The 16389-nt window shown below is 52.4% G+C and carries 14 protein-coding genes and 2 tRNA genes; 14 read left to right on the top strand and 2 right to left on the bottom strand.

The window, feature by feature from the left end; all coding sequences use genetic code 11:
• The first annotated feature begins 44 nt into the window (after window positions 1-44).
• The 6 genes from ETV65_RS22335 (at window position 45) to yjfF (ending at window position 5216) form a co-directional block, all read left to right on the top strand.
• Window positions 45-121, top strand: a tRNA-Asp gene (locus ETV65_RS22335).
• Between the two features lie 53 nt (window positions 122-174).
• Window positions 175-250 (top strand) — tRNA-Trp (locus ETV65_RS22330).
• Between the two features lie 401 nt (window positions 251-651).
• A complete protein-coding gene (gene ytfQ / locus ETV65_RS22325) occupies window positions 652-1608 on the top strand; it encodes a galactofuranose ABC transporter, galactofuranose-binding protein YtfQ (RefSeq protein WP_129955236.1) in 957 nt (318 codons plus the stop codon).
• A 110-nt stretch (window positions 1609-1718) separates the two neighbouring features.
• Window positions 1719-3200 carry a galactofuranose ABC transporter, ATP-binding protein YtfR gene (gene ytfR / locus ETV65_RS22320; RefSeq protein WP_205951623.1) on the top strand — a complete coding sequence of 494 codons (1482 nt, stop codon included), beginning with the start codon at window positions 1719-1721 and terminating at the stop codon, window positions 3198-3200.
• Window positions 3201-3210: 10 nt separating this feature from the next.
• Window positions 3211-4230, top strand: a complete 1020-nt coding sequence (gene ytfT / locus ETV65_RS22315) for a galactofuranose ABC transporter, ATP-binding protein YtfT (protein WP_129955234.1) — start codon at window positions 3211-3213, stop codon at window positions 4228-4230.
• Window positions 4230-5216 (top strand): galactofuranose ABC transporter, permease protein YjfF, encoded by a 987-nt coding sequence (gene yjfF, locus ETV65_RS22310; RefSeq protein ID WP_129955233.1) that lies wholly within the window; start codon window positions 4230-4232, stop codon window positions 5214-5216. Before ytfT ends, yjfF begins: the two co-directional genes overlap by 1 nt.
• A 12-nt stretch (window positions 5217-5228) precedes the next feature.
• Here the strand turns inward: yjfF and hdfR are convergent, their stop codons facing one another.
• Entirely contained in the window at window positions 5229-6053 is an 825-nt protein-coding gene (hdfR, locus tag ETV65_RS22305) for an HTH-type transcriptional regulator HdfR (protein ID WP_129955232.1), read from the bottom strand.
• Window positions 6054-6171: 118 nt separating this feature from the next.
• On the opposite strand from hdfR, the gene ETV65_RS22300 reads away from it, so the two are divergent.
• Window positions 6172-6510 (top strand): DUF413 domain-containing protein, encoded by a 339-nt coding sequence (locus tag ETV65_RS22300; protein ID WP_013577551.1) that lies wholly within the window; start codon window positions 6172-6174, stop codon window positions 6508-6510.
• A 24-nt stretch (window positions 6511-6534) separates the two neighbouring features.
• Here ETV65_RS22300 and ETV65_RS22295 read toward each other — a convergent pair whose 3' ends face one another.
• Window positions 6535-8070, bottom strand: coding sequence for a YifB family Mg chelatase-like AAA ATPase (locus tag ETV65_RS22295; RefSeq protein ID WP_129955231.1), 1536 nt, complete (start codon window positions 8068-8070; stop codon window positions 6535-6537).
• A gap of 365 nt (window positions 8071-8435) precedes the next feature.
• Between ETV65_RS22295 and ETV65_RS22290 the strand changes: the two genes are divergently transcribed.
• The 7 genes from ETV65_RS22290 to ilvA all read left to right on the top strand — a co-directional run bounded on the left by ETV65_RS22290 (window position 8436) and on the right by ilvA (window position 16383).
• Entirely contained in the window at window positions 8436-9674 is a 1239-nt protein-coding gene (locus tag ETV65_RS22290; protein ID WP_129955230.1) for an MFS transporter, read from the top strand.
• A gap of 132 nt (window positions 9675-9806) precedes the next feature.
• Window positions 9807-9908: an ilv operon leader peptide gene (ilvL, locus tag ETV65_RS22285; RefSeq protein WP_015699153.1), complete on the top strand. Its 102-nt coding sequence runs from the start codon at window positions 9807-9809 to the stop codon at window positions 9906-9908.
• A 147-nt stretch (window positions 9909-10055) separates the two neighbouring features.
• Window positions 10056-11702, top strand: a complete 1647-nt coding sequence (ilvG, locus tag ETV65_RS22280) for an acetolactate synthase 2 catalytic subunit (protein WP_129955229.1) — start codon at window positions 10056-10058, stop codon at window positions 11700-11702.
• The gene (gene ilvM / locus ETV65_RS22275) at window positions 11699-11962 is read left to right on the top strand and encodes an acetolactate synthase 2 small subunit (RefSeq protein ID WP_013577547.1); all 264 of its coding nucleotides are present in this window, start codon (window positions 11699-11701) and stop codon (window positions 11960-11962) included. The genes ilvG and ilvM overlap by 4 nt, the downstream gene beginning before the upstream one ends.
• Before the next feature lie 17 nt (window positions 11963-11979).
• Window positions 11980-12909: a branched-chain amino acid transaminase gene (locus tag ETV65_RS22270; protein WP_013577546.1), complete on the top strand. Its 930-nt coding sequence runs from the start codon at window positions 11980-11982 to the stop codon at window positions 12907-12909.
• Window positions 12910-12982: 73 nt separating this feature from the next.
• Window positions 12983-14833 carry a dihydroxy-acid dehydratase gene (gene ilvD / locus ETV65_RS22265; RefSeq protein ID WP_129955228.1) on the top strand — a complete coding sequence of 617 codons (1851 nt, stop codon included), beginning with the start codon at window positions 12983-12985 and terminating at the stop codon, window positions 14831-14833.
• A 5-nt stretch (window positions 14834-14838) separates the two neighbouring features.
• A complete protein-coding gene (ilvA, locus tag ETV65_RS22260) occupies window positions 14839-16383 on the top strand; it encodes a threonine ammonia-lyase, biosynthetic (RefSeq protein ID WP_129955227.1) in 1545 nt (514 codons plus the stop codon).
• Window positions 16384-16389: the final 6 nt, after the last annotated feature.

Here is a 16389-nt window from a genome sequence, read left to right as displayed (position 1 = left end):
CAAACAGGCATCAGCCGGTTGCTGATGCGTGTGAAAGAACCGGTGGAGCGGTAGTTCAGTTGGTTAGAATACCTGCCTGTCACGCAGGGGGTCGCGGGTTCGAGCCCCGTCCGTTCCGCCAATTATTAAAAATTATGCCTGCTAAATTAGCAGGCATAATAGTAAGCACAATTTAGGGGCGTAGCTCAGTTGGTAGAGCACCGGTCTCCAAAACCGGGTGTCGCGAGTTCGAGTCTCTCCGCCCCTGCCATATTTAAACCCTTCGCGAAAGCGAGGGGTTTTTTTTCGTCTTAATTTTCTGAAGCCCTTCTTCCTTGTTTAATCTTTGCTTCTTAATCCCCTTGTTCAGCGTTTTTTGCACCGACAGGGCTCAAAACCTCCATTCTTGCTAGTTGTTTTTTGTCATGTTTTGGCTGAATACATGCACGAATTGATTGTTCTCCCCGTATGTGACTTCGCTCATGCTCCCATTTTCTCTATGTACTAAACCTAATCATCGTCTTATGACGACTATCAGCGCCTGACAGCATTGCTTGTATCCTTTTTCCGACAGAACTGTCGTAGCGGATGAATGCATGCCGGGTAATCGTCCTCGCCGTACCCTACGAGTCATAACAAAAAGTAGCTCAGACTACACATGAGGAAAGAAATATGTATAAACGCTTATTTGTGGCAGCAGCAGTAGCGACAGTCCTTAGTGGCACAGTTCAGGCGGCTCCGCTGGTTGTGGGTTTTTCGCAGATCGGTTCTGAGTCTGGGTGGCGTTCTGCGGAAACAAAAGTCTCTAAATCAGAAGCAGAAAAACGCGGCATAACACTGAAAATCGCTGATGCCCAGCAAAAACAAGAAAACCAAATCAAAGCAATACGCTCATTCATCGCACAAGGTGTTGATGCCATTTTTATCGCTCCCGTTGTGGCTACGGGCTGGGCCCCGGTTTTGACCGAAGCTAAAGAAGCTAAGATCCCTGTATTCCTGTTAGACCGTACGATCGAAGTCAGTGATCCGTCTCTGTACACCGCTGCAGTGGCTTCAGACAGCGTGTATGAGGGTAAGGTAGCGGGGGACTGGCTGGTTAAGGATGCTGCTGGCAAACCATGTAATGTTGTCGAATTGCAGGGAACGGTCGGTGCCAGTGTGGCGTTAAATCGTAAAAAAGGATTTGCAGATGCGTTGAAATCTGCGCCAAACATCAAAATTATCCGTTCGCAGTCCGGAGACTTCACCCGCAGTAAAGGCAAAGAAGTAATGGAAAGCTTCATCAAGGCCGAACAAAACGGTAAGAACATTTGTGCCGTTTACGCTCATAACGACGACATGGCGATCGGTGCTATCCAGGCTATCAAAGAAGCTGGTTTGAAACCGGGTTCACAAATCAAAATCGTATCAATTGATGGTGTACCGGACATCTACAAAGCGATGTTAGCGGGCGAAGCAAACGCATCTGTTGAACTGACACCGAACATGGCTGGCCCGGCATTTGATGCGCTGATCGCAATGAAAAAGGATGGTACCCAGCCTAAGAAATTCATTCAGACTCAGTCCGCGTTGATCCTTCCTGATATGGCTCAGAAAGAATACGACATGAAAAAAGACATGGGTTATTAAGCCGGTTTACCGGTTTGTCTTACTGACAAACCGGTAATAATTATTCCCTTTTCGCTTATCGCGAATGCAGCAGGAGTAGTGACGTGACGGATAATCCAGTTTCAAAAACGCTGCTCGAAGTGCGCGGCTTATCGGTCGAATTTCCCGGTGTAAAAGCGCTGGAAAATGTCGACTTTACCCTCGAAAGCGGTGAGATCGTCGCACTTTTGGGTGAGAACGGTGCTGGCAAATCAACAATGATTAAAGCCCTTACCGGTGTCTATAAACGTTCTGCGGGGCAGGTCTTCCTTAACGGAAAACCGATCGAGCCAATTGATACTGCCGATGCTCAGTCGCTGGGAATTGGTACGGTATATCAGGAAGTCAATCTTCTGCCGAATATCTCTGTCGCTGCCAATCTGTTCATCGGGCGCGAGCCAACCCGTTTCGGGCTGGTCAATCAGCGCAAGATGGAACAACAAGCCGAAGCACTTTTGGAAGGTTATGGCCTGCATCTGGATGTCAGCCAGCCACTTTCAACCTACTCCATCGCGATTCAGCAAATCGTGGCAATCGCCCGCGCTGTTGATCTGTCCGCGCAGGTTTTAATTCTTGATGAACCCACCGCCAGTCTCGATGCCAAAGAAGTCAGTATGCTGCTCGATATTTTGATGCAATTGCGTGATAAAGGGGTGGGAATGATTTTCGTGACCCATTTCCTCGATCAGGTTTACCGCATCAGTGACCGGATCACCGTTTTGCGAAATGGTAAGCACGTCGGGTCTGAACGAACGGTGGATTTACCGCGTATTGATCTCGTGCCGATGATGCTGGGACACAGTTTTGATGAAAACCTGCTCAAACGGACTGAGCATAGAAATGTGACCGGGCAACCGTTAGTCGATTTCAAAGACTATGGTCGTCGCGGGGTGGTCGAAAATTTTGATTTAAAAGTGCGTCGGGGTGAAATCGTCGGGCTGGCGGGTTTACTGGGATCCGGACGGACAGAAACCGCTCAGCTGATTTTCGGCATTAAAGGGCATGACAGTGGCAAGGCGCACGTCGATGGTAAAGAAGAAACCATCATCACACCCAGAAAGGCGGCGAAACTGGGTTTTGGTTACTGCCCGGAAGATCGCAAAACTGATGGCATTATCGGCGCGGCCACGGTGCGAGAAAATATCATTCTTGCCTTACAGGCTCAGCGTGGCTGGTTGCGTCCTTTGCCCATGAAGGAACAGCATCAGATAGCCGAGAAATTTATCAAATTACTGGGCATTCGTACGCCCGGCACTGAACAGGAAATTCAGTATCTTTCCGGCGGTAATCAGCAAAAAGTGTTGCTGTCCCGCTGGCTTGCGACTCATCCCCGTTTCCTCATTCTTGATGAACCTACCCGCGGTATTGATGTCGGTGCGCATGCAGAAATTATTCGTCTGATTGAAAAACTTTGCGACGAAGGCCTGGCGTTACTGGTTGTTTCATCTGAACTGGAAGAACTGGCGGGCTATGCCGATCGTATTGTCGTCTTACGCGACCGTCGTCATGTTGCCGAAATTGATCAGGCTGATATCTCCGTGCCAGCCATTATGAAAGCCATTGCGGCGCAATGAGGAGACAGTGATGAACAACAGGAGCCTGCCAATGACGGGAAAACCGCGCAAAGTAAGATGGGTATTTCCTAAAGGCGCCACGCAAATCGGCGCTTTCTTCGCAATATTAGTGATCGACAGTCTGGTCGCCCCGGGCTTTTTCTCAATTCATATTCAGGATGGCCGTTTGTTTGGCAGCCTGGTTGATATTTTCAACCGTGGTGCGCCTGTCGCTTTGCTGGCACTCGGAATGACACTGGTTATCGCGACCGGCGGCATCGACCTTTCCGTCGGTGCAGTCATGGCGATTGCCGGCGCGACAGCCGCGACCATGACGGTGCAAGGATATCCGCTAATGATAGTCTTGCTGGCCTCGGTCGGGGTGGGCGCAATATGCGGTTTGTGGAATGGCTTTCTGGTCGCTGTCCTGCAAATTCAGCCGATTGTTGCCACGCTGATGCTGATGGTCGCAGGGCGCGGTATCGCGCAGCTGATTACGCAAGGACAGATCGTCACGTTCGAGCACAATGGCCTGTCGCAGTTCGGCAGCGGGTCTTTATTCTACCTGCCAATGCCGGTGATTATTGCCGTCGTCATGCTGGTTCTGGTCTGGGTGCTGACACGGAAAACGGCACTTGGCCTGTTTATCGAATCCGTGGGTATCAATATCCGTTCTGCTTATAACGCCGGCGTAAATGCTCGTTTAGTGCTGATCTCCACTTACGTTATTTGTGGAATTTGCGCGGCTGTTGCGGGTGTTATCGTCACCGCCGATATTCGCGGTGCAGATGCCAATAATGCCGGATTATGGCTGGAACTTGATGCCATTCTTGCCGTCGTCATCGGTGGTGGCTCGTTGCTGGGTGGACGTTTTAACCTGCTTCTTTCAGTTGTCGGTGCACTAATCATTCAGGGAATGAATACCGGCATTTTGCTCTCCGGCTTCAAACCGGAATTCAACCTGGTGCTGAAAGCGCTGGTGGTGCTTGCGGTACTGGTGGTGCAATCGCCCCGCGTTTCGCTCAGTAATCTGTTCCGGAGGAAGGGATAATGCTCAAAAGAAATCTGCCCCTGCTGATTACTATTGCGGTTTTTCTGGCCGGATACGCCTATTGCTTTACGCAATTTCCTGGTTTTGCCTCCACACGGGTGTTTTTTGATTTGCTCACGGATAACGCATTTCTTGGCATCGTGGCCGTGGGGATGACCTTTGTCATCTTGTCAGGTGGTATCGACCTGTCAGTAGGTTCTGTTATCGCTTTCACCGGCGTTTTGCTGGCGAAACTTATCGGCACTTATGGCATCGCACCGGGTTATGCTTTTGTCATCGTCCTGTTGATGGGAGCTATCTTTGGTGCGCTGATGGGTTGGATCATTGATACGCTGAAACTGCCGGCTTTCATCATCACGCTGGCGGGCATGTTTTTTGTGCGCGGTATGAGTTTTATTGTTTCGGAAGAATCGTTGCCGATTAATCATCCGGTTTATGACTTCCTCGCCAATTATGCCTGGAAAATGCCCGGTGGTGGTCGTTTTACCTTGCTGGCTCTGGTCATGCTATTGGTGGTGCTTGGCGGCATTATTCTGGCGCATCGTACGCGATTCGGTAACAACGTCTATGCCGTCGGTGGCAGCAATGTATCGGCTGCGCTGATGGGGGTGCCTGTGCGGCGGACCACGATTTATATCTATATGCTATCCAGCACGCTGGCGGTGTTATCCGGCATTATTTTCTCCCTTTACACTTCTGCGGGCTATGCTCTCGCAGCGAGTGGTGTTGAACTGGATGCTATTGCTTCTGTCGTGATCGGCGGGACATTACTGAGTGGTGGCGTAGGCACTGTTTTAGGCAGCTTGTTTGGTGTGCTCATTCAGGGGCTGATCCAAACCTATATCACCTTCGATGGTACGCTGAGTTCATGGTGGACCAAAATCGTGATGGGCGTTTTATTGTTTGTTTTCATCGGATTGCAAAAAGGGATGGGCAGCTTCTGGACAGCCAGAAGAGCGCGGCATCCGCGGCCAGAACCGTCCTGAAACAGGACGGTGTCAGAAATTAGTGATCAGCGGCGTTTTGAGTAACTGACGGATCAAAACCTGCTGATCGCTGGTTTGCAGCCAGACGGCGTAAAGCGGGCGGATCACCGGCGGAACATCTTCATGTGCGGCCAGTTGTGGATATTCTTTAGCCCAGTGCGCAGGCAGAAACGCACAGCCTCCGGTATTTTCCAGCAACTGACGCGTCAGATGCGCAGAGGTTGTGGTCAGTATCGGTTCCTGATCGCTATTTTGTAATTTTTCCTGCTGAGGAAAATCAGCGCCCCATTCCAGCTTCACATAGGGCGACTGTTCGCCTCTGACCGTTTTCTTTGATGAGAAAAGTCGTAACGAGAAATTACCCAGCAACTGACTTGAGAGCTCGTCCATCTTTGGTGGCTCGGTGGTAATCAGCAAATCCAATTGTCTTTCATGCAATTGCTTCACCAGCGACTGACGAAGGGCAATGCGCGCCTCCAGTCTCAGCGTACCCCGCTGAGTGTACAGAGACTGCATCCACGGTGTCAGATAAGCTTCCCAGAGTGACGCCGTGGCACCAATCGACAATTCTGTGTGCTGTAACGAGCGTACAACCTCTTTTTTCGCCATCTGCCACGTTGACATCAGGTTCTCTGCATAAGGCAGCAGTCGTTCTCCTGCGGGCGTTAAGCGGATGTTATTGCGATGCCGTGTGAATAAATTGGCGCCCAGTTGAGTTTCCAGTTGTCGGATACGAAAGCTGACAGCAGATTGCGTCAGGTAAAGGGATTCCGCCGCCCGACCAAAGTGGCGAGTTCTACTGACCTCCAAAAAGGTTTTCAGTAATTCCGTGTCCAAAACTATCTCCAATATTTTTTGTCGTTAAGATTTAAATGTTTTGTTTTACACAATGTCAAGCCTAACTAATACTCCGCGCCATAACAGCACGACCATGAGAGAATTAGGAGCGTGTCAGATGGCGGAAAGCTTCACCACGACAAGTCGTTTTTTTGATAATAAACATTACCCTCGCGGGTTCTCCCGGCATGGCGATTTCACCATTAAAGAAGCGCAAATGCTAGAACGTTACGGCTTCGCGTTTAACGAGCTGGATCTGGGAAAACGTGAGCCCGTTACCGACGAAGAAAAACTGTTCCTGGAGGTTTGCCGCGGTACACGCGAACCTGTCACGGATGCAGAAAAAGTGTGGAACAAATACATTGTCCGCACGCGTCGTCCGAAGAAATTCCACACGTTGTCTGGCGGTAAACCGCAGGCCGACGCTGTAGAAGACTACACGGAAAGTGATGACTAATGAAACGGGGCGATGCCCCGTTTTTTATGCCAGACTCTTATGCAGGTTTAACAATAGCCTATCCATGCTGCGATAGCTTAACGCCTCCGCAAGATGTCGCCTTTCAATCGATTCTATGCCCCCCAGATCCGCCAGTGTTCTTGCCACTTTCAGAATGCGGTGCCAGGCCCTGACAGACAATCCCAGTTTATGCAGCACCTCTTCCAGAAATTCAGCATCTGCTTTGGTTAACCCGCAGTACGTCTCCACTTCGCTGCTGCTCAGGTGCGCGTTGATTTTTCCTGCGCGTTTTAACTGAATTTCTCTGGCGATCAACACCCGTTCCCGCACGTGCACACTACTTTCCCTGAGCGCGGGCGTCGAGTTCTGCTGGCTCAAAATGCCGGGCGGCAGGAGCGGGACTTCAATCGACAGATCGAATCTGTCGAGAAACGGACCGGAAAGCCGGCTCAGATAGCGTAAAACCTGCTGTGGCGGCGTACGGTTATGAATGCCCTGATAATGTCCTGTCGGGCTGGGATTCATCGCTGCAATCAGCTGTGTCCTTGCCGGATAGCGCACTTTCGCCCTCGCGCGGGAAATAGTGATTTCGCCGGATTCCATGGGCTGGCGCAAAGCATCGAGAACCTGCCGCTGAAACTCAGGCAGTTCGTCGAGAAACAATACGCCGTTATGTGCCAGCGATATTTCTCCTGGTCTGGGTAACGAGCCGCCGCCCACCAGTGCGCTCATTGAAGTGCTGTGATGCGGAGCACGGAAAGGGCGAATACGGGAGAATTCATCGTTTTCTTCCGGGTTATACACCAGGCTGGCAATGGCGGCGGTTTCCAGCTTTTCCTCGTTACTCATGGGCGGCAATAATCCGGGCAACCGGCTGGCCAGCATGGTTTTTCCAGTACCGGGCGGTCCAATCAGTAATAGATTATGCCCTCCCGCTGCCGCTACTTCGAGCGCGCGCTTTGATTGCTCCTGCCCGATAATATCGGCAATATCAGGCTGATGCGCAAGCCGGGTCGGTTGTGCCGGGAATTCAATCGGTGGCAGGCTACTTTCTCCCTGTATAAACGCGCAGACCTGCAATAAATGCCCGGCAACCAGCGCCACACCGGGCTCCAGCAGCGTCATTTCCGTTTGATTACTTTGCGGCAGGATCAACACCCGGCCTTCTTTTTTTGCCTCCAGTGCCGCCGGAATCGCGCCATTCACGCTGCGCAACGCACCAGAAAGACCGAGCTCACCCAGAAATTCGTACTCTTCAAGCTTATCGCCCTGAAGTTGCTCTGAGGCCACCAGAATCGCCAGCGCGATGGACAAATCATACCGGCCCCCTTCTTTGGGTAAATCAGCAGGCGCAAGATTGACGGTGATGCGTTTTGCGGGAAAAGTGAACCCGCAGTTGATGATGGCGCTGCGAACCCGATCTCTGGCCTCCTTGACAGTGGTTTCGGGCAAACCTACCAATGTCAGGGCGGGTAATCCATTGCTGATATGAACTTCAACCGAGACACCCGGTGCCTGAACCCCCAGCGATGCGCGGGTATACACCACGGCTAATGACATGCTTTTTCCTTTGCTATGAGATCTCCTGACAGCAGCATGCCTGAGTCAGGAACGCTTTCGGGGAGAGAATTTCTGCAATGCGTAATGTCATGGAAAAATAATCTGCAAGTCAGCAGCTTAACCTGGAGGAATGCGAGCAGTCCCGCAATGACAGTAATACTCCTTAACAGTTTGAGGGCTCTCGAAACAAATTAGCGGCCTAATTAAGTTGCCGATGATACCGGCAGAGGTGTTTAATCTTGCTGTATTTAACAATAAATAAACAAATGCAGACACCAATTAACATCTCTCTGCCTGACCAGGGGTTTTCCGCAATTTCCTGGTGAGTGCACCGCCTACAGTTATTCCGGAATAGGGACTCACCCATGTTTGGTTGGACTTCCCGGCAGCGTAATGTTGCCATCGCCAGCTTTCTGAGCTGGACTCTCGACGCTTTCGATTTCTTTATTTTAGTCTTCCTGCTCAGTGATATTGCTTCGGCCTTTCAGGTGGATATCAAACAGGTGACACTGGCCATTCTGCTGACGTTGGCCGTGCGGCCGATTGGGGCGTTGCTGTTCGGGCGAGCAGCGGAAAAGTATGGACGCAAACCGGTGCTGATGGTGAATATCGCACTGTTTTCTTTTTTCGAGCTGTGTACTGCGGCGGCACCTTCACTGATGGTTTTTCTCATCCTTCGCGTAATTTATGGCATTGCGATGGGCGGTGTCTGGGGAGTAGCTTCTTCTCTGGCGATGGAAACCATACCTGACCGTTCCCGTGGTGTGATGTCGGGGATTTTCCAGGCGGGTTATCCGTTTGGTTATCTGCTGGCGGCGGTGGTGTATGGCCTGCTGTCCGAAACCGTCGGCTGGCGCGGGATGTTTGTCATCGGAGCTGTTCCGATTTTTCTTCTGCCATTTATCTGGTTTAAAGTGCAGGAATCACCGGTCTGGCTGGCGGCACGGGAGCGTAATGAGAGCACGGCTCTGATGCCGGTGCTGAAGAAAAACTGGAAGCTGTGTGTGTATCTGGTTGTACTGATGGCGGGTTTTAATTTCTTCAGCCACGGTACACAAGATCTCTATCCGACATTCCTCAAAGTTCAGCATGGTTTTGATGCACATACCGTCAGTTTAATCGCCATTAGCTACAATATCGCGTCAATTATCGGTGGAGTATTCTTCGGTTCGCTGTCGGAGAAAATTGGCCGTAAAAAAGCGATTATTATTGCCGCGTTACTTTCATTGCCGGTCATTCCTTTATGGGCTTTCTCCGGCGGTTCATGGATGCTGGGGTTGGGCGCGTTCCTGATGCAGTTTATGGTGCAGGGCGCATGGGGTGTCGTGCCGACTTATCTGACCGAACTGGTGCCAGCCAATACGCGGGCTGTTCTGCCGGGTTTTGTTTACCAACTCGGTAATCTGATCGCTTCAGTCAATGCGACACTTCAGGCCTACATTGCAGAAAGCCACGGGCATAATTACGGACTGGCGATGGCGATGGTGGCCGGCACCGTCGCTATCCTGATTTCTGTTCTGGTAGCATTTGGCCGTGATACGCGCGGAAAAGCGATTGCCGGAACAATAAATAATCAAAGTACTGATCATCGCGCTAAGGTCTGATTTTTCAGACGATTTTTCACGAATTCTGCAACGGGCTGCAAATAATAACGCAAGAAAAGTGTTGTCATTAATCATCTTACTGTGGTAACTCTGTAGGCAATCGTTCGCAATATGAATTTTAGAAAACTAAAAATGAAAGCCCTTCTCCTCGTAGTTAGCCTAGTCGTGATTAGCGTGGTGGTGATTATTATCCCACCGTGCGGGGCTGCACTTGGACGAAGAAAGGCTTATTAAACAAGCCTGAACCTGAAAAGAAACCCCGCACCGAAAGGTCCGGGGTTTTTTTTTGGGTCAGGAATTTCAGAGAACAGAGAGGCGGGGTCGGAAAATGAGCAACAGCATAATATTCTGCACTTGTCGCAAAAAGGCAGGAGAATAAAGATGAACGGAGCACAATGGGTAGTACAAGCGTTGCGTGCGCAGGGTGTAAATACTGTATTTGGTTATCCTGGCGGGGCAATCATGCCGGTATACGATGCATTGTATGACGGCGGCGTAGAACACCTGTTGTGCCGGCATGAGCAGGGTGCCGCAATGGCTGCCATCGGCTATGCCCGTTCTACCGGAAAAGTCGGCGTCTGTATCGCCACTTCCGGTCCTGGCGCGACCAACCTGATCACCGGCCTGGCCGACGCACTTTTAGATTCCGTTCCGCTGGTGGCCATCACCGGACAGGTTGGTTCCGCCTTCATTGGCACCGATGCCTTTCAGGAAATCGATGTGTTAGGTTTGTCCCTGGCCTGTACCAAACACAGCTTTCTGGTTGAATCTCTGGAAGCGCTGCCGGAAATCATGGCTGAAGCCTTTGCCATCGCCAGCTCCGGTCGTCCGGGCCCGGTTCTGATCGACATCCCGAAAGATATCCAGCTGGCCGTCGGTGAATTACCGCCGCATCTGGTCGCCGTTGAAGAAACGTTCCCGCACTCTGCCACTGAATTACAACAAGCCTATGCCATGATCACCACCGCGCAAAAACCGATGGTTTACGTCGGTGGCGGTGTCGGTATCGCACAGGCCGTCCCGGCATTGCGCGAATTCATTTCTGCGACAGGTATTCCTGCGGTAGCAACGTTGAAAGGTCTGGGGGCACCGGATGCCAGCGACCCGTGTTATCTGGGTATGCTGGGAATGCACGGTACCAAAGCGGCGAATCTGGCCGTTCAGTCCTGCGATTTGCTGATTGCCGTTGGTGCGCGTTTCGACGACCGTGTGACCGGCAAGCTGAATACCTTTGCGCCAGATGCTGCGGTTATCCACATGGATATCGACCCGGCTGAGCTGAACAAACTGCGTCAGGCGCATGTGGCGCTGCAGGGTGATCTGAACTTGCTGTTACCGGCGCTGCAACAACCTCTGAACATCAACGCATGGCGTGATGAAGTGATGACGCTGAAAGCGCAGGGCGAATGGCGCTATGACCACCCGGGTGAAGCGATTTATGCGCCGTTGTTACTGAAACAAATCTCTGACCGTAAATCAGCCAATACCGTCGTGACCACCGACGTTGGCCAGCATCAGATGTGGACCGCGCAACATATGCAGTTCACCCGTCCGGAAAACTTCATCACCTCCAGTGGTCTGGGCACGATGGGTTTCGGCGTACCTGCCGCAGTCGGTGCACAAGTTGCCCGCCCGGACGATATGGTGATCTGCGTATCTGGCGACGGTTCATTCATGATGAACGTTCAGGAACTGGGCACCATCAAGCGAAAACAGTTGCCCGTTAAAATCCTGTTGCTGGATAACCAGCGGTTAGGGATGGTTCGACAGTGGCAGGAATTGTTCTTCGACGGACGCTTCAGTGAAACCAACCTCTCCGATAACCCCGATTTTGTCACGCTGGCCAGCGCATTCAATATCCCCGGCCAACGTATCCACCGTAAAGATCAAGTCGATGCCGCTCTGGACGCTTTCTTCAACAGTGAAGGTCCGTATTTGCTCCAGGTTTCTATCGATGAAAATGAGAATGTCTGGCCGCTGGTTCCACCGGGCGCAGGCAACGAAACCATGCTGGAGAAAATATCATGATGCAACATAACGTCTCAATTCAGGCCCGTTTCCGTCCCGAAATGTTAGAGCGCGTATTACGCGTGGTCCGTCACCGTGGTTTTCAGGTGTGCGCAATGAACATGACGCCGATGGTCAATGCGGAAAATATAAATATCGAATTGACCGTTGCCAGTCAGCGTCCGGTAGATTTACTGTCTTCACAGTTACGCAAACTTATGGATGTCGCGTGTGTCGAGATCCAGCAACATACATCACAACAAATACGCGCGAATGCGTGAGTAAAGGAACGAGAAGAATGACGAAGAAAGCTGATTACATTTGGTTCAATGGTGAAATGGTGCCGTGGGCTGAAGCTAAAGTCCATGTCATGTCACACGCACTGCATTACGGCACTTCCGTTTTCGAAGGCGTGCGTTGCTACGACTCCCATAAAGGCCCGGTCGTATTCCGTCACCGTGAACACATGCAGCGTCTGCGCGATTCCGCAAAAATTTATCGTATGCCTGTTTCCCAGAGCGTGGATGAGCTGATGGAAGCTTGCCGTGAAACTCTGCGCAAAAACAATCTGGTCAGTGCCTATATCCGTCCGCTGGTGTTTGTTGGCGATGTGGGAATGGGCGTTAACCCGCCGGACGGCTACAAAACTGATGTAATCATCGCAGCCTTCCCGTGGGGCGCGTATCTGGGTGAAGAAGCGCTGGAACAGGGCATCGATGCGATGGTGTCTTCATGGAACCGCGTTGCAGCAAACACCATTCCAACGGCCGCGAAAGCGGGGGGTAACTACCTGTCTTCCCTGCTGGTCGGCAGCGAAGCACGTCGTCACGGTTATCAGGAAGGTATTGCGCTGGACATCCATGGCTATGTATCTGAAGGTGCTGGCGAAAACCTGTTTGAAGTGAAAGAAGGCATTTTATTCACGCCTCCGTTTACCTCTTCCGCGCTGCCGGGTATCACCCGTGACGCTATTATTAAACTGGCGAAAGATCTGGGACTGGAAGTGCGTGAGCAAGTTCTGTCCCGTGAATCGCTGTATCTGGCAGACGAAGTCTTCATGTCCGGCACCGCCGCAGAAATCACGCCGGTGCGCAGTGTTGACGGCATCCAGGTCGGTATCGGCAAACGGGGTCCGGTCACCAAACAAATTCAGGATGCATTCTTCGGCCTGTTCACCGGCAAAACCGAAGACAAATGGGGTTGGCTGGATCCAATTAACCCTCAATAATCAAAAGAATAAGAATTGCGCAGGCGGCGATGGCGCAGCCTGCTAAACAGAAATGATTTGGAGTGAACAGAGCATGCCTAAGTACCGTTCCCACACCACGACTCATGGCCGCAACATGGCTGGTGCCCGCGCTTTATGGCGTGCCACCGGCATGACGGACAACGATTTCGGTAAGCCAATTATCGCTGTCGTTAACTCATTCACCCAGTTTGTACCGGGGCACGTGCACCTGCGCGATCTGGGTAAGCTGGTTGCTGAACAAATCGAAGCGTCCGGCGGCGTGGCGAAAGAATTCAACACGATCGCGGTGGATGACGGGATCGCCATGGGGCATGGTGGCATGCTGTATTCATTGCCTTCACGTGAACTGATTGCTGACTCGGTGGAATACATGGTTAACGCGCACTGCGCCGATGCCATGGTGTGTATTTCCAACTGCGACAAAATCACTCCGGGAATGCTGATGGCGTCACTGCGCCTGAACATTCCGGTGATCTTTGTTTCCGGTGGCCCGATGGAAGCCGGGAAAACCAAACTGTCTGACAAAATCATCAAACTCGACCTGGTCGATGCGATGATTCAAGGCGCAAACCCGAACGTCAGCGATGCCGACAGCGAACAAATCGAACGTTCTGCCTGTCCGACCTGCGGTTCGTGTTCCGGGATGTTCACCGCAAACTCTATGAACTGTCTGACCGAAGCGCTGGGGCTTTCCCAGCCGGGTAACGGTTCATTGCTGGCTACCCATGCTGACCGTAAAGATCTGTTCCTGAATGCCGGTCGTCGCATCGTTGAGCTGACCAAACGTTATTACGAGCAGGACGATGTCAGCGCACTGCCGCGCAGCATTGCCAGCAAAGCGGCTTTCGAAAATGCCATGACGTTGGATATCGCGATGGGCGGCTCGACCAACACTGTACTGCATCTGCTGGCGGCAGCGCAGGAAGGCGAAATTGAATTCGACATGACCGACATTGACCGTCTGTCACGCAAAGTGCCGCATCTGTGTAAGGTCGCGCCAAGCACCCAGAAATATCACATGGAAGATGTGCACCGGGCAGGGGGCGTGCTGGCGATTCTGGGGGAACTGGATCGCGCTAATCTCCTGAACCGCGACGTGAAAAATATCCTGGGCCTGACCCTGAACCAGACGCTGGATCAGTACGACATTATGCTGACCCAAGACGAAGCCGTGAAAAAAATGTTCCGCGCGGGTCCCGCCGGTATCCGCACCACGCAGGCTTTCTCGCAAGACTGCCGCTGGGACACGCTGGATGATGACCGCGCCGACGGTTGTATCCGTTCGTTTGAGCATGCATTCAGTAAAGACGGTGGTCTGGCCGTGCTTTACGGCAACATCGCCGAAGCGGGCAGCATCGTTAAAACCGCAGGCGTGGATGAATCCAACCTGACCTTCCGTGGTCCGGCAAAAGTGTACGAAAGCCAGGATGATGCCGTTTCCGCGATCCTCGGCGGTAAAGTGGTTTCCGGCGACGTTGTGGTTATCCGTTACGAAGGGCCGAAAGGCGGGCCGGGCATGCAGGAAATGCTGTATCCGACCACTTACCTGAAATCCATGGGGCTCGGCAAAGAGTGTGCGCTGATCACCGATGGCCGTTTCTCGGGCGGCACTTCCGGTCTGTCTATCGGTCACGTTTCTCCGGAAGCGGGCAGCGGTGGCCTGATTGCGCTGGTGGAAGATGGCGACATCATCGACATTGATATTCCAAACCGCAAAATGGTGCTGGATGTGCCCGCGGCAGAACTGGCGGCGCGTCACGAAGCTGAACTGGCCCGCGGCGACAAAGCCTGGACGCCGAAAAACCGTGAACGTGTGGTTTCTCTGGCGCTGCGTGCTTACGCATTGCTGGCAACCAGCGCGGACAAAGGCGCAGTACGCGACAAGTCTAAGCTGGGAGGCTGACAGTCATGGCGGTATCACAACCTCTACCCGACCAGCCGTGCGGCGCAGAATATCTGCGTGCCGTACTGCGTGCGCCGGTTTATGAAGTCGCGCAGGTGACGCCTTTGCAGGTCATGGAAAAGATCTCTTCCCGGCTGGGTAACACCATTCTGGTGAAGAGGGAGGATCGCCAGGCCGTTCACAGTTTTAAACTGCGCGGCGCCTATTCGATGATCGCCAGCCTGACGGAAGAACAGGCTGCGCGTGGTGTCATCACCGCATCTGCGGGAAATCACGCGCAGGGTGTTGCGTTATCGGCGACCAAAAAAGGCATCAAATCGCTGATTGTGATGCCGGTTGCCACAGCAGATATCAAAGTGGATGCCGTGCGTAACTTCGGCGGCGAAGTTTTGCTGCATGGCGCCAATTTCGATGAGGCGAAAGCCAAAGCGATCACGCTGTCGCAGGAACAGGGCATGACGTTTGTGCCGCCATTTGACCATCCGGCGGTGATAGCCGGGCAGGGCACGCTGGCAATGGAGTTGCTGCAACAGGATGCGCATCTTGACCGCGTATTCGTCCCGGTCGGCGGTGGTGGTCTGGCCGCCGGCGTCGCTGTGCTGATCAAACAATTGATGCCACAGATTCAGGTCATCGGTGTCGAAGCTGAAGATTCTGCCTGCCTGCGCGCGGCAATGGATGCCGGTGAACCGGTTGATCTGGCGCGTGTGGGTTTGTTTGCGGAAGGCGTGGCAGTGAAACGTATCGGCAACGAAACGTTCCGTTTATGTCGCGAATATCTTGATGACGTCATCACCGTCGACAGTGATTCAATTTGCGCTGCCGTGAAAGATTTGTTCGAAGACGTCCGCGCCATTGCTGAGCCTTCCGGTGCGCTGGCGCTGGCGGGGCTGAAAAAATATGTGCAGCAGCACAATATTCAGGGTGAGCGACTGGCGCATGTGCTTTCCGGCGCGAACGTCAATTTCCACGGTCTGCGTTATGTGTCGGAACGCTGTGAACTGGGTGAGCAACGTGAAGCGCTGCTGGCAGTGACTATTCCTGAGCGTAAAGGCAGTTTCCTGAAGTTTTGTCAGTTGCTGGGTGGCCGTTCGGTAACGGAGTTCAACTACCGTTACGCCGATGCGGATAATGCCTGCATTTTTGTCGGTGTGCGTCTGACACGCGGCCATGCGGAACGTCAGGAAATCATCGCGGAACTCAATCATGACGGCTATCAGGTCGTGGATTTGTCCGATGATGAAATGGCGAAACTTCATGTCCGTTACATGGTGGGCGGCCGTCCGACCAAGCCTCTGCGCGAGCGGCTTTACAGCTTTGAATTCCCTGAATCACCGGGCGCGTTGTTGAAATTCCTGCACACGCTGGGTACGCACTGGAATATATCGTTGTTCCATTACCGTAGCCACGGCACCGATTTTGGCCGTGTGCTGGCGGCCTTTGAGCTGAACGAACAAGAACCGGAATTTGAAAAGAACCTGTCGGCACTGGGTTATGACTGTCATAACGAAAGTGATAATCCGGCGTTCCGCTTCTTCCTGGCGGGCTAAACTCAA

This window comes from Rahnella sp. RFA10(1/100) (assembly GCF_004195115.1).
GTDB classification, from domain to species: domain Bacteria; phylum Pseudomonadota; class Gammaproteobacteria; order Enterobacterales; family Enterobacteriaceae; genus Rahnella; species Rahnella perminowiae.
Note: the sequence above shows the minus strand (reverse complement) of the source record. Positions and strands in the feature narration are given on the sequence as shown.